We start from the raw sequence: 17754 nt of genomic DNA, 5'->3' as shown, positions 1-17754 counted from the left end.
GCAAGAATATATAGAAATAGGAGCGTGTCGTTATGCAACAAACAGAATTAAAACAGAAAGCCAAAGAAATGATGGATCATAATCAATTAGGTACACTTGCAACCGTTAAAGACGGGAAACCTTTTTCACGTTATATGACATTCTTTCATGATGACCTTACGCTTTATACCGCCACGAACAAGCAAACACATAAAGTCGATGATATTAATAAAAATGATAATGTGCACATTTTACTTGGGTATGAAGGAGAAGGATTGAATGATGCATATCTTGAAATAGAAGGGAAAGCTGCCGTTTATGATTCGAGTGAGATAAAAAAGAGGCTTTGGAATGATGACTTAGAACCATGGTTTGATGGACCAGAGGACCCGGATTATACGGTATTACATATTGACCCAAGTGAAATACGCATTATGAACGAAAGTGATCAACCTGAAATACTTGAATTGAATTAATTATATTGGGATAACAATGCTAGACAAACAAAGGTACCAATCATTTGTTATTGGTACCTTTTGGCATTAAAGACCTTTGTTGCCTTTGTTGCTATTGTCAACATAGAATCCGACCTAGCTCAAAAATAATTACTCATATTCACCGAAAATTTTAAGCCAGATGTGTACTAATTAACTAGTGTTCGTCTATATTTGAGTTGAAACTCCCTCCTAATGTATACGTTTCTTAAGTTTTCGTGTACATTTGGATCAATTTTTAAGCTAGATGTGCACGTTTATTTCTTTTTCGTCTATATTTGAGGCAAAATCCCTTCCTAATGTGCACGTTTCTTAAGTTTTCATCTTGTTCTATGTCGGAGTTTCATTCAACCACGGCATTCAACTACAACTATCTTACTATCATTTGCACCTTTTTCAACACTGTTTCCACATCATCTTTTGTAACACCATAGTTGGTAACAAATCGTATGGTATTTGATCCATATGCACCGGCTACTATGCCTTGTATTTGTAATTTTTCTAAAAAGGCTTCAACACTAAGCTCTGTATTCTTTAGATTTACTAAAATAATATTGGTCTCGACTTCTCCTTCTACTATTAAGCCATTAATATTCGCAAAACCGTCAGCTAATTTTTTGGCATTCGCATGGTCATCTGCTAGACGTTCTACATTTTCACGTAATCCAACAAGTCCTGGTGCAGCAATAATACCTGATTGGCGCAATCCTCCCCCTAAGCGTTTTCTCCATTTTCTTGCTTGCTCAATAAATGATTTAGAACCAGCGATAATGGAACCAACTGGAGCACCTAAACCTTTCGACAAACAAAACTGTACAGTATCAGTAAAAGCTGCATATTCTTTCACAGACACACCTGATGCAACGGAGGCATTAAATAAACGCGCGCCATCCAAGTGGACAGGGATTTGATATTTCTCAGCTACATGATAAATAGCCTCCATATTTTCTAATGGTAAAACAGCTCCTCCTGCTTTATTATGCGTATTTTCTATACAAATAAGAGAAGTCCTTGGAAAATGAATATCTTCTACACGTATTGCAGCTTCAACCTCCGACGGTTTCATCGCACCACGGTCCCCTATGATCGGACGTGACTGTACACCTGCTAACGCAGAAAAAGAAGCAGCCTCATATAAGAAAATATGAGCATTTGCTTCAAGGATCGCTTCATCACCTGGTCGACAATGGGTTAGCGCCGCAATTTGGTTACCTTGTGTACCACTCGTTACAAATAATGCCGCTTCCTTACCTAACATTTCCGCAGCGGTTTCTTCTAACTGATTAACAGTAGGGTCCTCACGGTATACATCATCCCCTACTTCCGCTTGATAAGCTGCCAAACGCATCGATTCTGTTGGCTTTGTTACAGTATCACTTCTTAAATCAATCAAACTACTTCCTCCCTTTATAATCCTATTGTTATCATACTATAGAAAAATTAGGTTTATATACTTATTAGTTTGTGAAGTGTTTCACAAATATGTCATAAACTTAATGGTTTGGAAACGTTATCAAATGATACTCTTTTATTAACAAAGATTGAAGGGGTGAAAAAAATGATCTTAAATGAATGGAAACCATTTAGAACTAATACCGATTTTTATACGCAAGCCGAATTTGAAGAGAAGATTGGTGACTCGTTTGAAGCAATGATATATAGTGACCATGCCGATTTACCAAATTACATTTGGACGAAAAATTTCGTTGTAACTATTAAATTAAATAGCAAAGTGTTTAAAGATGTTTCTTTTATTAAGATCCCCCGGAATCCGAACAGCATAGACTGACATTATTTTCACCACATTATGCTCAATACTTCACAATTAACTAGGAGGTTTTTTTATGGCTACTACTCAACTGGAAAAGGAAAAGAAACAAACACCATCTGTTGATCAAATGATCGACCAATTAGCATCCAACGGTAATCATGCTTTACAAGAAATGAAAAAATTGGATCAAGAACAAATAGATTACATCGTGAAGGAAATGGCATTAGCTGGTTTAGACCAACATATGCCATTAGCCAAGATGGCTGTTGAAGAAACAAAACGAGGTATTTATGAAGATAAAATCATTAAAAACATGTTCTCGACAGAATATATTTATCACAACATTAAGTACGATAAGACAATTGGTGTGATAAATGAAAATGAAAATGAAGGTGTCGTAGAGATTGCTGAACCAATAGGGATTATCGCAGGTGTGACTCCTGTTACAAATCCAACATCAACAACCATGTTTAAAATATTGATTTCGATTAAAACAGGTAACCCGATTATTTTTGCTTTTCACCCATCTGCTCAGAAATCTAGTTCTGCTGCAGCTCAAGTTTTATATGAAGCAGCTGTACGTGCTGGAGCACCCAAACATTGTATACAATGGATTGAAACACCATCCTTACAAGCGACTCAAACACTCATGAACCATGATGGCATATCACTCATCCTAGCAACAGGTGGTGCTGGTATGGTGAAATCCGCCTATAGTTCAGGTAAACCTGCATTAGGGGTTGGACCAGGGAATGTACCTTGCTATATTGAAAAAACAGCAAATGTCAAACGATCCGTCAACGATTTAATTTTATCCAAAACATTTGATAATGGCATGATCTGCGCCTCAGAGCAAGCAGTAATCATTGATAAAGAAATTTATACAGAAGTAAAACAAGATTTAATCGATAATCATTGTTACTTTTTAAATCCAGAGGAAAAAGCCAAAGTTGAAAAATTAGTTATTAATGAAAATACTTGTGCAGTCAATGCGGATATCGTTGGGATGAGTCCTGTGAAGATTGCTGCTATGGCTGGGGTAAAGGTTCCTGACGATACGAAAATCTTAATTGCTGAGTTAGATGGGGTTGGACCAGAATGCCCACTTTCTCGCGAGAAACTTAGCCCAGTATTAGCTTGCTATAGAGTGAACAGTACAGAAGAAGGGTTTCAACGCGCAGAAGAAATGCTTGAATTTGGTGGACTAGGTCACTCTGCTGTTATCCATTCAGAAGACCAACATGTTATTCAGGCATTCGGAAGAAGAATGAAAGCAGGGCGCTTGATTACAAATGCACCTTCCTCTCAAGGGGCAATTGGTGATATCTATAATGCTTATATGCCATCCCTAACATTAGGTTGTGGTTCTTATGGCGGAAATTCTGTTTCAACAAACGTTGGAGCGGTACACCTAGTTAATATCAAAACAATGGCAAAAAGGACAGTGAATATGCAATGGTTTAAAGTTCCACCAAAAGTTTACTTCGAAAAAAATGCGGTACAATATTTAGCTAAGATGCCAAACATTTCTAAAGCCTTTATTGTAACCGACCCAATGATGATCAAACTAGGTTATGTCGACAAGGTATTATACTATTTACGTAAACGCCCTGACTATGTGCATTGTGAAATTTTCTCTGATGTAGAACCAGACCCGTCCAAAGATACCGTTATGCGCGGGGCAAAAATGATGGAAGAGTTTAAGCCAGATGTAATCATTACTATTGGTGGTGGTTCTGCAATGGATGCCGCTAAAGGAATGTGGTTATTTTACGAACACCCTGAAACAGATTTTAATGGATTAAAACAGAAGTTTTTAGATATACGTAAACGGGTTTATAAATACCCTCAGTTAGGGAAACGATCTCAATTTGTTGCAATCCCAACAACCTCTGGTACTGGTTCTGAAGTTACATCCTTTTCTGTTATTACCGATAAAGAAAACAATGTAAAATATCCACTAGCAGATTATGAATTAACACCAGATGTTGCGATTGTTGACCCACAATTTGTGATGTCAGTTCCACCAACCGTAACAGCGGATACTGGTATGGATGTCTTGACACATGCGATCGAATCCTATGTATCTAATATGGCCAATGATTATACAGATGGATTAGCACTTCAAGCGATCAAACTCGTATTTGACTATTTACCAACTGCTTATCGTGATGGATCCAATCAAAAAGCACGTGAAAAAATGCATAACGCATCCACTATTGCCGGCATGGCATTTGCCAATGCATTTTTAGGGATTAACCATAGTCTCGCACATAAGTTAGGTGCTGAGTTTGAGATTGCACACGGACGTGCTAATGCTATTCTATTACCACATGTAATTCGATATAATGCAGTAAAACCGAAAAAATTTGCATCATTCCCTAAGTATGAACAATTTATTGCGGATCAACGCTATGCAGAAATCGCTAAAGAATTGGGGCTCCCTGCCAGAACTACTTCAGAAGGTGTGGAAAGCTTAGTTCAAGCTATTATTAAACTAGCTAAAGAACTAAACATCCCGATGAGCATTGAAGCAAATGGTGTGAATAAAAAAGACTTTGAAGAAAAAGTAGACTATCTAGCTGACCGTGCATTTGAAGACCAATGTACAACCGCCAACCCTAAATTGCCTTTGGTAACAGAGCTTGCCGAAGTTTATCGCAAGGCATTTAAAGGGGTTTAACACACAAGTATCGACCAATCCTCTCAGTTCAAACTGAGAGGATTTTCTTATGTTCTATAGAAGTATATATATAACACGGACAAAGGGTGATGAACAGTGAAGAACATTTATGCTTCTGACAGTTTAAAAGGAGAACACGTACTAATAACTGGTGCTACACGAGGGATTGGATACCAAACTGCACTTGCTTTAGCAAGTATGGGGGCAAGCCTTAGTATTACTGGACGTAATCAACAAGCGTTAAGCAAACTAAAAAAAGAGATTGAGCAAAACCATTCCCATATAGATGTATTTAGTTATGTAGCAGATTTAACAAACGATCGTGAACGAAAAATGTTGATTAAAGCAGCTGAATCAGCAAACGGATTTATCTCTTTATTAGTAAACTCCGCCGGTATTATGGATGGAGATATCGTCGAGAACCTAACACGGTCCGAAATTGAATCCGTAATGGACTTGAATTATACCGTTCCGATTCTTCTCACACAAGAAATTTATCAAAATATGAAACAGAATAAACGAGGCGCAATCGTGAATGTTTCTTCTCTATCTGGGCTACGTGGCACATATGGGGGGACAGCATATTGCGGATCAAAATTTGCTCTGATTGGTTTCACTCAATCATTTGCATTAGAAGCAATTGAACATAATGTCCGGGTAAATGCGGTTTGTCCTGGCTATGTAGAAACTGATATGGGAAGAGCATCCATTCGTAATAAGGCCAAACGCGAAAATCGTAGTTTCGAAGAGCAGTATGAACTTGCAAATAAAGGATTACCATCAGGAAGAATTACTGAACCTGAGGAAGTAGCCAACACAATTGCCTTTTTACTGACTGACGCTGCAACTAATATTGTAGGCGAATCTGTGAAAATTTCTGGTGGGTCGGTGATGAGGTAATAGTTTAATATAGAAAGCTCCCTTCGTAAAACTACACTTAGTGCGCATTAGCTAATGCGCACTAAATCGGTAATTACAAGTAAACTAGGCGATAAGAGTAAAGTCGTAAATATACGTTATAAAGCTTATAACTGCCGGATTACGTGAGAAAAAGTCCTTGATAATCTACGAGCTGATTTTATAGAAAGTTAGCTTTTGCACAATAACAATAACCTGATAATGAAGATAACTGCTTATTCATTCGAATAAACTGTATCCTTGACTGGAATAGCCGCCTTTCTTGCACTCCATCGTTGTTGAATCATAAATAATCCCATCACGGAGATTAATAGAATCGCGCACATCACATACATGATTTGAAAATTAAATTGAGCAACAATCATTCCTAACACATAGGAACCTAGAGCAATTCCAGAATCCCAGAAGGTGAAAAAAGTTGCTGTCGCATGACCACTTCTATGCTTTTCTGTTGATTGAATACACATCGTCTGAAAGCTAGGTAATAGTGATCCACTTCCAAGCCCAATAATGGCAGCTGATACTAATAACAACCACAATGATTCAGTAAAGCTTAACATTACTAGTCCGATCGCAAATAATAATAAACATGGAATAATAACATATTTTGCACCTTTCAAATCAAACATTTTCCCAAGATATGGGCGTGAAATAAGCATAATCAGTGCAAAAACAACGAAGAAGTAACTTGCGACTGCAGCCAATCCTATAGTTTCCGTATAAACGGAAATATAGGATAGAACACTTGAGTAGGCGATCGCGACTAAACCACTAATCATGGCAATCGGAAATGCTTTAAACTCAAATAGATCATGTAGAGAAAATTTCTTTTGCCTGGCGGTTTTCGGTACTTCTTTATTTGTTGGTTCTGATACGTTCACCACTAACGAAAACACAACACCACTAATCATAATGACGCTTAATATAACGAATAGCGTTTGAAAGGATACTAGCTGAATAGCCGATAAACCTAAGAAAGGGCCAATGACAACAGCTAGATTCATTGACATTGCAAAATATCCTAACCCTTCACCTCGGCGTTCCATTGGTACAACATCTGCTGCTATCGCACTTGTTGCTGTGGTTAACACCCCAAACGACAAACCGTGTAAAAAGCGCAACACTAATAGCGGAACATACTGATCAATCCATATATATAAAAACATCGTAACGGTAAAGAGGATAACGCTTCCTACCAATCCATTTTTCTTCCCAATCTTATCTAGTAAATTACCTGAAAATGGACGCATAATAATCGCTGCTACTAGCATACTAGTAACGATCAATCCACCTTCTGCCTCACTTCGACCAAGGCTGCTAATCACATAGATTGGTAATGTAGTTAATAATGTATAGAAGGCAACAAATACCATAAATTGTGATAATGAAATACTAATAAAATCCTTTGTCCATATAGCTGGTTTGTGATTACTCATGCTGAAAGTCCCCTTTTTCAACCTAATTTTAATAATATGTTATATAACGTTTCTCTCTCTCCCTCCGTTAAGTTTGTAAGTATTTCTTGATCATGAATCGAAACAACTTCCTTGATTTCTTCATACTTCATTTCCGCCATGTCTGTTAAACCTACTAGCAATTCCCTCTTATCTTTTCCTTGTGCTTTTTCTACCCAGCCACTTGCTTCCATTCGCTTTAATGTTCTAGTGACTGTTGGCTTTTCAACATTAAGATAGTTTGAAATTTCCGTTTGCGTCATCGAACCATTTGTAACCAAACAAAACAAAATAGACCACTGCGCACTATATAATCCATATTGCTTTAGCGTTTCGTTTAAACTTTTATTAATATAACGCACACGTTGGTTCAATAAATGCACCAAATGTTGCTGGTCCACAAAACAACCTCCTATATAGTTACCTGGGTAACTATTTTGCACTTTTACCACATTATCCTATTTTTCGGTGTTTGTAAAGTTTTAAAGTAATAGTCCCATTTGCTTATTTTACCAGTTAATTAGTTTTCAGCCCTTCCCTTGTTTAACGTAATTGCATAAACATAGATACAGGTACGGTAATGCTAAATTGGAGATAATGAGGTGAGAGAATGAGTCAAGATGTGAAAAGAAAGAAAAAAGGCCGTAGAGCTGGCTGCGGTTGTGGTACTGGAAGACGAAGAAAGAAAAGAAGAGCAAAAGATTAGATTAAGTTATAAACATACGCTAGGCTGATGAATGCCTAGCGTTTTTATTCGACACATTTCTTTTCACACCATAAAATAGTCCACAAATACTTGAATAATTGAAGCAACTGCTGCGACAGATAACACCATTATGATCGGAGTAATCCAATAAGGAATCAAAACATAACCAATATACAATAGGATCGAACACCATACCCCTGTACACCAGTGACAACTTAGTAACTCGCCAAAAAACTTTCGTATCCCTTCCCCTTTGATATGAATGACTTCTTCGACTGTTCCATCTTCTTGCACCTCCTCTACCACATCATGAAAAGGTGCACGAAGAAATTCAGTTATTTGATCATAAACGAGTAGTCTTGTTAAACGAAATGTAGCCAATCCCAATAGAAGAAAACTAAACAATGACACGATACACTTCCCCCCGCACAAATAGGATGCTATATTCTATTCATCTGACATTGGCGTGTGCGAATGTAATCGAGTTGCTAGGTGTAAATTCCTCCGTGAAGCATGCATGACTTGCATTAGCGTATTCAGAGCGGGGAGCGGGTAGATGCATTATTAAAACAAGGACTACCGAAAGTGGATAGCCCCCTTTTTTTATGTACCATATTGGTATTGAGGAACTGGTGGTTTATGGAAGTGTTTACTTATCCATTTTCCATAGATCGAGGCAATGATTTGTTGAAATAGCATACCTATTACAACTGGAACAGCAACTGGTGGTGCAAAATAGGTAACTGCAATCACGGCACCTGCACTAATATTACGCATACCACCCGAAAAGGTTAAGGAAATCATCGTTTCTTGATCTACTCCGACTAGTTTCCCCATTCCCATCGACAGTAAATACCCACTAAATGCGATAAAAAAGACGACTACTGCAATAGCAACTAATTTTAAGTTTATATTGCTTAGATATGGTGCAATGACCGAACTATTTATCATGATCACACAACCAAGTCCAATTTTGGAAAATGGTGATAGACGAGGTTTTAAAACTTCCGGTAACTTCCCGGCGGTAAACTGGTTTAAATACATCCCAATAATCGATGGAACTACCACCATGCCAATTAAACCTTTCATAATACTCCAAATTTCGATCTCAACAGATTGCCCCACTAACACAGAAATACTAAATGGAACAATAAATGGAGATAGTATCGTATCAATTAAAATAATAGAAAGGGTTAACGCTACATTGCCCTTTGCCATGGACACCCATATAAAACTCGTTATACCAGTTGGAATTACCATAGCAATAATTAATCCTGTTATCGTATAGATATCTCCACTAAATGCTAAATAACCAATCCCCCATGCCCAAAGTGGCATAATCACATGCAATGTAACTAAAGCAATTATAATCGGTAAAGGATGCGATACAGCTTTATATAAAGATCGAAAATTTGAATTCAAACTACCTATGAATGTCATAAACGCAAAAATCCAAGGTACTAAGAAATCCAGTGGAGTTAAATATTTAGAAAAAACAACACCGATGATCACACTAGATGGAGCTATAAACGGCATTGCTTTTTCTAATTTGTTATTCACTTGTTGTAACATATTATTCCCCTCGCCTACGTTTATGCTTTCACATCATGATGATTTACACTGGTTACTTTTCTACGCAAAGATGGTTTTTTACCATACCACTCAACCTCGACATCTAGCTCAAAAAAATTAGATAAAACCGTTGATTCAATCACTTGGTTTATTGGTCCTTTCGAAAAAACTTCCCCACCTTTTAATAGTAATGCCTTTTGAAAACAAGGTGAAATTTCCTCTACATGATGCGTAACAAAAATTACTGTCGGTGCATTAGAGGCTAATGTGATTTTTTCGATTACTTCCAACAATTGTTCTCTAGCAAGAAAGTCTAAACCATTGGTTGGTTCATCTAAAATTAACAGTTCGGGATCCGCCATTAAAGCACGACCAATCATAACGCGTTGCCGCTCGCCTTGAGATAAATAGCGAAAAGGTCGATTGGCATAAGAAAAGCAACCTAATTCTTTTAGTAAATGTTGTGCTTTTTCCCTCATTTCATCTGTAGGCGTCTCATAAAGACCAATGGATGCAAACGCCCCGCTTAGTACCACTTGATAAGCACTATCTGATTCATAAAATCTATTCTTTAATAAAGAAGATACAAGACCAATTTTTTTACGGAGTTCCTCTCCTAAAATATCTCTGCCAAATTGTCTACCGAGCACAGTTACTTGACCATGTGTTGGAAAATAGTAGGCACATAGCATGTTTAACAACGCTGTTTTTCCTGCACCATTTAAACCTAAAATTGCCCAATGTTCCCCTTGATTTACATCCCAGTCAATTGCATTTAGTATTTGATGCCCATCCCGTATAAGCGACACATTCTTTAAATGTAAAACCATGATTGCCCCCTATATAAAAGTAGTTTCTTTTATTCTACTATATTCAATGGATTACTGCTTTTAATTTGTTTATAGAATATTCTGTAAGTTTATTAATTCTCAATTAGTGTTATAAGAATAATAATCACGCGTTCAATAAACTGACACTTAAGTCCGTGGTGGTTTTGCTCTTAGCCCATGATTGTTAGTCTGAACCCATTGGAAAGAGAGAGGGACTGTTACAACGGAAAATCCACTAATATACTTAACAAAACAAAAATGACATATTGTATCTATTCTTGTACAAAATTTAGTTTTTCCTAATCATTTATACGAAAAAACTTTATAACTATCATATTTAGTGTTTTCACACCATATATAAATTAGGGAACAACCTATAATTATTTATAATTATTATAAACAAATATTGACTTTTAAAAAGTTTGTATTATAATAAGAGACAGATTATAGCTTATCTATCAAACTATTAAGGAGAGGTGTTCACATAATGAGTAACGAAAAAAAATACTTAACTACTGCTTCTGGAAGCCCTGTTGGGGATAACCAAAACTCGATAACAGCAGGTCACCGTGGCCCAACTTTAATTCAAGATGTTCACCTATTAGAAAAATTAGCACACTTCAACCGCGAACGAGTACCTGAACGTGTTGTTCACGCAAAAGGTGGCGGTGCACATGGATACTTTGAAGTTACCAATGATGAAATTTCTAACTATACGAAAGCCGACTTTTTATCAGAAGCTGGTAAACGCACACCAATGTTTATTCGTTTTTCAACCGTAGCTGGTGAGCTTGGTTCAGCTGATACCGTACGTGACCCACGAGGATTTGCGGTTAAATTTTATACAGAGGAAGGGAATTATGACCTAGTCGGTAACAATACACCGGTATTCTTTATTCGTGATGCAATTAAATTCCCTGATTTTATTCACACGCAAAAACGCAATCCAAAAACACACTTAAAAGATCCTAACGCTGTCTGGGACTTCTGGTCTTTATCACCAGAATCACTACATCAAATCACTTACCTACATGGTGATCGTGGTATTCCTGCAACATGGCGCCATATGAATGGTTATGGAAGTCACACCTTTAAATGGACTAATGCAAACGGAGAATCTGTATGGGTGAAATATCACTTTAAAACAGACCAAGGGATTAAAAACCTTGATGCAAAAGTAGCTGATAAATTGGCTGGAGAAAATCCAGACTATCATATAGAAGATCTGTACAATGCAATTGAAAATGGAGACTATCCTTCCTGGACATTATATGTTCAAATCATGCCATTTGAAGATGCGAATACGTACCGTTTTGACCCATTTGATGTCACAAAAGTATGGTCTCACAAAGACTATCCATTAATTGAAGTAGGTAAAATGGTGCTTAACAAAAACCCTGAAAACTACTTTGCTGAAGTAGAACAAGCTGCATTTTCACCAGGACGATTCGTACCAGGTATTGAAGCATCACCAGATAAAATGCTTCAAGGTCGTCTATTTTCTTATGCTGATGCACATCGTTATCGTGTTGGCGCAAACCATGATGCATTACCGATTAACCGTTCAAAAGTAGACGTAAATAACTATCAAAGAGACGGGTATATGCGTTTTGATGGCAACGGAGGTGGTTCTGTTAACTATGAACCAAACAGCTTTGACGGACCAAAAGAAACACCAGAAAATAAAATTAATCCATTTGAAGTTTCCGGATTTGCTGATAGTGTTGCCTATGATAGTGATGACCACTACACTCAAGCAGGTGACCTGTACCGGTTAATGAGCGAAGATGAAAAAACACGTACTGTACAAAACTTTGTTGATCATATGAAGCCAGTTGAAAAAGAAGAAATTAAACTTCGTCAAATTGGGCATTTCTATAAAGCAGACCCTGAATTTGGTACTCGGATTGCAGAAGGTCTAGGTTTACAAGTTCCTAATGCAGTAAAATAGTTTTCTTATATAAAGTTTAAGGTCGTTCCTAGTGAGCGGCCTTTTTTCATTGTCATTTTACAGGTTTTGCAGCATAGTAAATCAAAGCCGACTCTGTCATATTACGACAAACAATTACATTATCTGCAACACAACCAGCCTTTAGCTTTCCATAATATTTTTCATCTTATATAATAGAAGAAACAAAAAATGTTTATACAGCCTTAATAAAAGGAAGAGATAGAATGGGGATATTTAGTAAACTTAAACGTAAGAAGAGTTTGATACAATGCTGTTCAACCAATTTAGATTTATTTTATAACGATGAAGATTTAGATGCCTTTGAAAACTATGCAGAGGAACAAGGAATTGAATTACGCGAAATGGAGTGCCTAGACAATTGTGATGAATGTCCAATCTCATCGTATGCTGTCTACAATAAACAAAAAATTTTTGCCGATAACCCTGATCAAGTATTAGCAAAAATAAAAAAAGTTAGAGCAAATGAATAAATGTTAAAACTTCATGATGATGGCCACCAAATATATGTTTAGGTCTTGTCTAGATATATAGCATGGTGGCTTTGTTTGTCTATGGTTGCTTTTAGGAACATCCTGCCCTCGAACCCGAGTTCCCTTGTTTTCATCATCAAAAATCAAAAACATACATATACGATCACCCTAGACTTCCCGATATATAAACTTGTATAATAATTTTTTTATTTTTTGTTTAACCTATTTTATAGATTAATTTGTTGGTGGTGTTAGAAATTAATTACATACTTTTAATCATTGGCTTTTTATTATTAATTAAAGGCGCAGATTTTTTTGTCGATGGTTCATCAAAGATCGCTAGGTTATTACACGTCTCCCCTCTTCTAATTGGCTTAACGATTGTATCTTTTGGAACCAGCGCCCCCGAAGCAACTGTAAGTATTACAGCAGCTGTCCACGGAACAGAAACTGTATCATTAGGGAATGTAGTAGGTAGCAATATCTTTAACATTACGCTAGCGATTGGGGTAACTGCACTGATCTATCCCTTAAAAGTAGAAAGTGCTACAGTTCGGAAAGAAATTCCCTTTACACTTTTAACATGTGTGGCCTTATATGTGCTAATCAGTGATATGTTTTTACAAAATGGGACAACCAATATGCTTACGCGCTCGGATGGGATTATCTTATTACTATTTTTACTTATCTTTTTAAATTACATTTTTGAAGTAGCAAGAAACGATCGAGAACAAGTTCTAGAAAAAAACATCTCCACCTCACCAAAAACATGGGGAAAAAATATTGTACTTACCATTGTTGGATTAGCCGCTATTGTTTTTGGTGGAAATTTAGTAGTAGATAGTAGTACAGCAATCGCCTATGCTTGGGGAATGAGTGAAACCTTAGCAGGTCTTACCATTGTTGCAGTTGGAACTTCTTTACCCGAATTAGTAACATCAGCCGCTGCAGCTTTAAAGAAACAAAGTGATATTGCGTTAGGAAATATAGTTGGAAGTAGTATTTTTAATATCCTATTTGTACTTGGTACAACAGCTACAATATCACCGCTTCATATTTCCAATAAAATCTTCTTTGATATTTTGATTATGATTTTACTAACAGCTACACTTTTGCTTTTTTCCAGATCAAAATATACTATCGGAAGGTTCGAAGGGTTTATTTTAGTCCTTTGTTACGTTGTTTATATGGTCTTTATTATAATCCGAAATTAATGAAGAAAGGAATTTGATAACGATTGGATCGTAAGCTCTCAGATCTTACCCTTTTAACCAACGCAGACTATCAAATGCCAACACTCAACCTTGCCAAAGCTTTACTTGGAGGTATTCTCGTCAAAGAAACGCCAGAAGGAACTGCAGCAGGTATGATCGTAGAAACAGAAGCATATATCGGACCCAACGACCGCGCGGCCCATAGTTATAATAACCGTCGAACAAAACGAACAGAAGTCATGTTTGGCCCAGCTGGATACTGCTATACGTATACGATGCATACACATTGCTTATTTAATATAGTAAGTGGTGAAGTAGGTCACCCTGAGGCTGTTCTTATTCGTGCCATACAACCTTATTATAATCAGGAGTTAATGGTAAAACGTCGACCAAAAGCTAAAAAAGAACAGCAACTAACCAATGGTCCAGGCAAGCTAACACAAGCACTTGGAATCCAAATGGAGGATTATGGACATGACTTACAGTTGCCTCCCCTTTGGATAGCCAAACCGCACCAAACTAAAAAGATCACGATTGTCTCCGGTCCTAGAATCGGCATTGAAAACAGTGGCGAGGCTAAATATTATCCATGGCGATTCTGGATTGATGACAACCCCTTTCTTTCAAGATGAAACGTTTGTAACGCATACCTTTTCTAAAATGACTCCATACTAACAAAGAAATAACAGAGAGGGAGGGAAGGTTACGATGAGCAAAAACAACAAGAACCAAAAGCAAAACATTGAAAAAGCAGAAGATGTTGAATTTTCCTATGAACTAGCAGACTCCGAAGACATGGAAGCTGTACAGCGAATGAAAGCTGCTGATCGTCGCGCACAAAATAAAAATAAATGAATAGATAGGAACAGCAGATCACACTTGATCTGCTGTTTTTTCGTTTCCACTTCCTTCCATAACATAGATTAAATTCTAATAAAAATTGCAAAATCGTATAAATTGTTAGAATTTTTAACAATTCTGTAGTATTTATTAACTTAGGCAACCTTTTTATGTTTAATCGTTGCAAAGCACAATTAATGACCATGAATGGCTAATAAGCTTGTTTGCGAAAAGTTGTGTTGGATGGTTATCATTATAGATGTGAACAATTAGTTAAAAAAAAGCAAGTGAAGGGAGAAGTTACCATTAACAGTCAAATTGCAACTGCCCCACAGAAAAAAATTGTTACATTTGAAAAACCAACAGTTGAAGATGGCGCAGCAATGTGGGAACTAGTAAACAGCTCAACACTGGACCAAAACTCACCATATAAGTACATTATGATGGCTGAGTATTTTGCCGAGACATGTGTTGTAGCAAAAGAAGAAGATAAGGTCGTTGGATTTGTTACTGCATTTATCCCCCCAGAACGTCAAGATGTAGTCTTTGTCTGGCAAGTTGGTGTAGATTCCTCACAACGGGGAAAAGGAATCGCCTCCAAACTCTTAAATGAACTTATTAACAGAGAGTCATGCCAGGACGTTCAATTCGTTGAAGCAACGGTTACTCCATCAAACAAAGCATCTCAATCACTGTTTAAACGTCTTGCTCGTGACCATGATACAACATGTGAAGTTAGTGACCTATTTCCCGAGGAACTATTTCCAGGCGAAGGTCATGAAGCAGAATTAAATTTCCGAATTGGACCAATACGCAAATAGAATTTTTTTCACACATAGAATTTTTGCACATATAGAATTTTAAAAATTTCAAATATTTTTTAAATAAACATACTTTATTAAAAGGTATGCCTACTATTAAGGAGGAACTAATTACCGTGAGTAATGATATGAATATTATCAATCAGTTAGAATCAGAGGTTCGTAGTTATGTACGTAGTTTTCCAACCGTATTTACAAAGGCAAAAGGGTACAAAATGTGGGATGAAGCTGGTAAAGAATATATCGATTTCTTCTCAGGTGCTGGTGCATTAAACTATGGACATAATGATCCTAAGATGAAGGAAAAATTAATCGAATACATCACAAGTGACGGTATTACTCATTCACTTGATATGGCGTCTTCAGCAAAAGCTGAATTCTTAGATAAATTTAATAATACCATTCTTAAACCGCGAAACCTAGATTATAAGATCATGTTCCCTGGACCAACAGGAACAAATACAGTCGAAAGTGCGTTGAAATTAGCACGTAAAGTAACTGGTCGTACCGATGTGATCAGTTTTACTAACGGCTTTCACGGTATGACGATCGGTTCCCTATCCGTGACTGGTAATGCAATGAAACGTAAAGGTGCTGGAATTCCATTACAAAATGTTGTTACCATGCCATATGACAACTATGTGAATGAACAAGACTCCATCGACTATTTAGAACGTTTCCTAGAAGATGGTGGTAGTGGTGTAGACATTCCTGCTGCTATTATTCTTGAAACAGTTCAAGGTGAAGGTGGAATTAATGCTGCTAGCTTTGAATGGTTAAGAAAAGTTGAACAAGTATGTAAGCGTTGGGACATCCTTCTTATCGTTGACGAAGTTCAAGCAGGGGTTGGTCGTACTGGTTCTTTCTTTAGTTTTGAACCTGCTGGAATCAAACCTGATATTATTTGTATGTCAAAATCACTAAGTGGTTACGGTTTACCATTTGCAATCACATTAATACGCCCAGAAATTGATAAATTTAAACCTGGTGAACATAATGGAACGTTCCGTGGTAATAACCATGCATTTGTTACCGCAACTGCAGCATTAGACTACTGGAAAGACGAAAATTTTGAGAAGGATATTAAAGCGAAATCAGATATCATTTATAACTTTTTACAAAAAGTTGTTGATGATTATCCAGAGCTTAAAGGAAAAGTTAAAGGTCGCGGATTTATGGTTGGTATTTCTTCAGAAGTAGATGGTTTGGCGGACAAGATTGCAGCCAAAGCATTTGAAAACGGACTAATCATGGAAACTGCTGGACCTAATGATGAAGTATTTAAGCTTTTCCCACCATTAAACATTGATGAAGCCGGATTAAAGGAAGGCTTAGAAATTATTGAAAAAAGTGTAAAAAGTTTAATAAAAGAACCAGTAACAAACTAAAGGTATTCTATTAAATTAAAATCCCAAGTAACCTACTTGGGGAGACACATGAATACATTATACTAACTAAATTCTCAGGAGGAACTAAACATGAAAGTAATTTCTTTAAAAGACATTGAAGGTACTGAACATGATGTAGATGGAGGTAATTGGGTCTCCAAACGCATGCTCCTTAAAAAGGATGGTATGGGTTACACGGTTAACTATACAACGATTAAACCTGGCACAGAAACACACATTTGGTATCAAAACCATTTAGAATCGGTTTTCCTTACTGAAGGCGAAGGAGAAGTTGTTACACTTAGCGACAATAAAGTTTGGCCTATTAAAAAGGATGACCTTTATGTGTTGGATAAACACGATGAACACTTACTACGAACTAAAGATGGTATGAGCATGGTTTGTGTATTCAACCCACCATTAACTGGCAAAGAAGTTCATGATGAAAATGGCGTGTATCCTGTAGATGATAGTGAATAAATAAATAAAAAAAAGATGACAGGCTTGATAAAGTATAAACTGGCACCCGTGTCAAGGACACTATGAAAAAAGAGATTAAGCTACTTGAAGATGATTCCTATATTGGATAGGGGTCATCTTTTTTAAGTTCCATTGATATCGATAATTGTTATAGTAAACCAT

General features: G+C 36.8%; 19 protein-coding genes. 12 read left to right on the top strand and 7 right to left on the bottom strand.

Going from position 1 to position 17754, the window contains the following annotated elements; translation table 11 throughout:
* Positions 1 to 32 precede the first annotated feature (32 nt).
* Complete coding sequence (locus FCI53_RS11085; RefSeq protein ID WP_138418820.1) at positions 33 to 455, top strand: pyridoxamine 5'-phosphate oxidase family protein; 423 nt, start codon at positions 33 to 35, stop codon at positions 453 to 455.
* Positions 456 to 843: 388 nt separating this feature from the next.
* Here FCI53_RS11085 and ltaE read toward each other — a convergent pair whose 3' ends face one another.
* Complete coding sequence (gene ltaE, locus FCI53_RS11080) at positions 844 to 1866, bottom strand: low-specificity L-threonine aldolase (protein WP_138418818.1); 1023 nt, start codon at positions 1864 to 1866, stop codon at positions 844 to 846.
* A 165-nt stretch (positions 1867 to 2031) separates the two neighbouring features.
* On the opposite strand from ltaE, the gene FCI53_RS11075 reads away from it, so the two are divergent.
* The 3 genes from FCI53_RS11075 (at position 2032) to FCI53_RS11065 (ending at position 5827) form a co-directional block, all read left to right on the top strand.
* Positions 2032 to 2262 carry a hypothetical protein gene (locus FCI53_RS11075; protein WP_138418816.1) on the top strand — a complete coding sequence of 77 codons (231 nt, stop codon included), beginning with the start codon at positions 2032 to 2034 and terminating at the stop codon, positions 2260 to 2262.
* Between the two features lie 55 nt (positions 2263 to 2317).
* A complete protein-coding gene (gene adhE, locus FCI53_RS11070; RefSeq protein ID WP_138418814.1) occupies positions 2318 to 4927 on the top strand; it encodes a bifunctional acetaldehyde-CoA/alcohol dehydrogenase in 2610 nt (869 codons plus the stop codon).
* Positions 4928 to 5023: 96 nt separating this feature from the next.
* Positions 5024 to 5827, top strand: coding sequence for an SDR family NAD(P)-dependent oxidoreductase (locus FCI53_RS11065; protein WP_138418812.1), 804 nt, complete (start codon positions 5024 to 5026; stop codon positions 5825 to 5827).
* Between the two features lie 233 nt (positions 5828 to 6060).
* Here FCI53_RS11065 and FCI53_RS11060 read toward each other — a convergent pair whose 3' ends face one another.
* The 5 genes from FCI53_RS11060 to FCI53_RS11040 all read right to left on the bottom strand — a co-directional run bounded on the left by FCI53_RS11060 (position 6061) and on the right by FCI53_RS11040 (position 10407).
* A complete protein-coding gene (locus tag FCI53_RS11060; protein ID WP_138418810.1) occupies positions 6061 to 7281 on the bottom strand; it encodes an MFS transporter in 1221 nt (406 codons plus the stop codon).
* A 17-nt stretch (positions 7282 to 7298) separates the two neighbouring features.
* Positions 7299 to 7700 (bottom strand): MarR family winged helix-turn-helix transcriptional regulator, encoded by a 402-nt coding sequence (locus FCI53_RS11055; protein ID WP_138418808.1) that lies wholly within the window; start codon positions 7698 to 7700, stop codon positions 7299 to 7301.
* Between the two features lie 368 nt (positions 7701 to 8068).
* A complete protein-coding gene (locus FCI53_RS11050) occupies positions 8069 to 8419 on the bottom strand; it encodes a DUF1360 domain-containing protein (protein WP_138419038.1) in 351 nt (116 codons plus the stop codon).
* 189 nt (positions 8420 to 8608) lie between these two features.
* A complete protein-coding gene (locus FCI53_RS11045; RefSeq protein ID WP_138418806.1) occupies positions 8609 to 9577 on the bottom strand; it encodes a bile acid:sodium symporter family protein in 969 nt (322 codons plus the stop codon).
* A gap of 20 nt (positions 9578 to 9597) precedes the next feature.
* Positions 9598 to 10407 (bottom strand): ABC transporter ATP-binding protein, encoded by an 810-nt coding sequence (locus FCI53_RS11040; protein WP_138418804.1) that lies wholly within the window; start codon positions 10405 to 10407, stop codon positions 9598 to 9600.
* A gap of 487 nt (positions 10408 to 10894) precedes the next feature.
* On the opposite strand from FCI53_RS11040, the gene katA reads away from it, so the two are divergent.
* From katA to FCI53_RS11000, 8 genes are all read left to right on the top strand, one after another.
* Positions 10895 to 12358, top strand: coding sequence for a catalase KatA (gene katA, locus FCI53_RS11035; protein WP_138418802.1), 1464 nt, complete (start codon positions 10895 to 10897; stop codon positions 12356 to 12358).
* 224 nt (positions 12359 to 12582) lie between these two features.
* On the top strand, positions 12583 to 12849 hold the full coding sequence (locus FCI53_RS11030; RefSeq protein ID WP_138418800.1) for a DUF1450 domain-containing protein: 267 nt from the start codon (positions 12583 to 12585) through the stop codon (positions 12847 to 12849).
* A 257-nt stretch (positions 12850 to 13106) separates the two neighbouring features.
* A complete protein-coding gene (locus tag FCI53_RS11025) occupies positions 13107 to 14063 on the top strand; it encodes a calcium/sodium antiporter (protein WP_138419036.1) in 957 nt (318 codons plus the stop codon).
* 23 nt (positions 14064 to 14086) lie between these two features.
* Positions 14087 to 14695: a DNA-3-methyladenine glycosylase gene (locus FCI53_RS11020; RefSeq protein ID WP_281279529.1), complete on the top strand. Its 609-nt coding sequence runs from the start codon at positions 14087 to 14089 to the stop codon at positions 14693 to 14695.
* 76 nt (positions 14696 to 14771) lie between these two features.
* Positions 14772 to 14918, top strand: a complete 147-nt coding sequence (locus FCI53_RS11015) for a YfhD family protein (protein ID WP_138418797.1) — start codon at positions 14772 to 14774, stop codon at positions 14916 to 14918.
* 272 nt (positions 14919 to 15190) lie between these two features.
* Positions 15191 to 15724 carry a diaminobutyrate acetyltransferase gene (ectA, locus tag FCI53_RS11010; protein WP_425457176.1) on the top strand — a complete coding sequence of 178 codons (534 nt, stop codon included), beginning with the start codon at positions 15191 to 15193 and terminating at the stop codon, positions 15722 to 15724.
* A gap of 128 nt (positions 15725 to 15852) precedes the next feature.
* Positions 15853 to 17112, top strand: coding sequence for a diaminobutyrate--2-oxoglutarate transaminase (gene ectB, locus FCI53_RS11005; RefSeq protein WP_425457175.1), 1260 nt, complete (start codon positions 15853 to 15855; stop codon positions 17110 to 17112).
* Between the two features lie 90 nt (positions 17113 to 17202).
* Complete coding sequence (locus FCI53_RS11000; RefSeq protein ID WP_138418793.1) at positions 17203 to 17592, top strand: ectoine synthase; 390 nt, start codon at positions 17203 to 17205, stop codon at positions 17590 to 17592.
* A 75-nt stretch (positions 17593 to 17667) separates the two neighbouring features.
* Here FCI53_RS11000 and FCI53_RS10995 read toward each other — a convergent pair.
* The coding region (locus FCI53_RS10995; protein ID WP_138417204.1) for an IS3 family transposase at positions 17668 to 17754 on the bottom strand (87 nt) is incomplete at its 5' end.

The organism is Aquibacillus sediminis, assembly GCF_005870085.1.
In the GTDB taxonomy this organism is placed as follows: domain Bacteria; phylum Bacillota; class Bacilli; order Bacillales; family Amphibacillaceae; genus Aquibacillus_E; species Aquibacillus_E sediminis.
Note: the sequence above shows the minus strand (reverse complement) of the source record. Positions and strands in the feature narration are given on the sequence as shown.

Bases quoted from the DNA above. Each gene is read 5' to 3' on its own strand.
- FCI53_RS11085 (WP_138418820.1), top strand. From the start codon at position 33: ATGCAACAAACAGAATTAAAACAGAAAGCCAAAGAAATGATGGATCAT.
- FCI53_RS11075 (WP_138418816.1), top strand. From the start codon at position 2,032: ATGATCTTAAATGAATGGAAACCATTTAGAACTAATACCGATTTTTAT.
- adhE (WP_138418814.1), top strand. From the start codon at position 2,318: ATGGCTACTACTCAACTGGAAAAGGAAAAGAAACAAACACCATCTGTT.
- FCI53_RS11060 (WP_138418810.1), bottom strand. From the start codon at position 7,281: ATGAGTAATCACAAACCAGCTATATGGACAAAGGATTTTATTAGTATT.
- FCI53_RS11045 (WP_138418806.1), bottom strand. From the start codon at position 9,577: ATGTTACAACAAGTGAATAACAAATTAGAAAAAGCAATGCCGTTTATA.
- FCI53_RS11040 (WP_138418804.1), bottom strand. From the start codon at position 10,407: ATGGTTTTACATTTAAAGAATGTGTCGCTTATACGGGATGGGCATCAA.
- katA (WP_138418802.1), top strand. From the start codon at position 10,895: ATGAGTAACGAAAAAAAATACTTAACTACTGCTTCTGGAAGCCCTGTT.
- FCI53_RS11030 (WP_138418800.1), top strand. From the start codon at position 12,583: ATGGGGATATTTAGTAAACTTAAACGTAAGAAGAGTTTGATACAATGC.
- FCI53_RS11015 (WP_138418797.1), top strand. From the start codon at position 14,772: ATGAGCAAAAACAACAAGAACCAAAAGCAAAACATTGAAAAAGCAGAA.
- ectB (WP_425457175.1), top strand. From the start codon at position 15,853: ATGAATATTATCAATCAGTTAGAATCAGAGGTTCGTAGTTATGTACGT.
- FCI53_RS11000 (WP_138418793.1), top strand. From the start codon at position 17,203: ATGAAAGTAATTTCTTTAAAAGACATTGAAGGTACTGAACATGATGTA.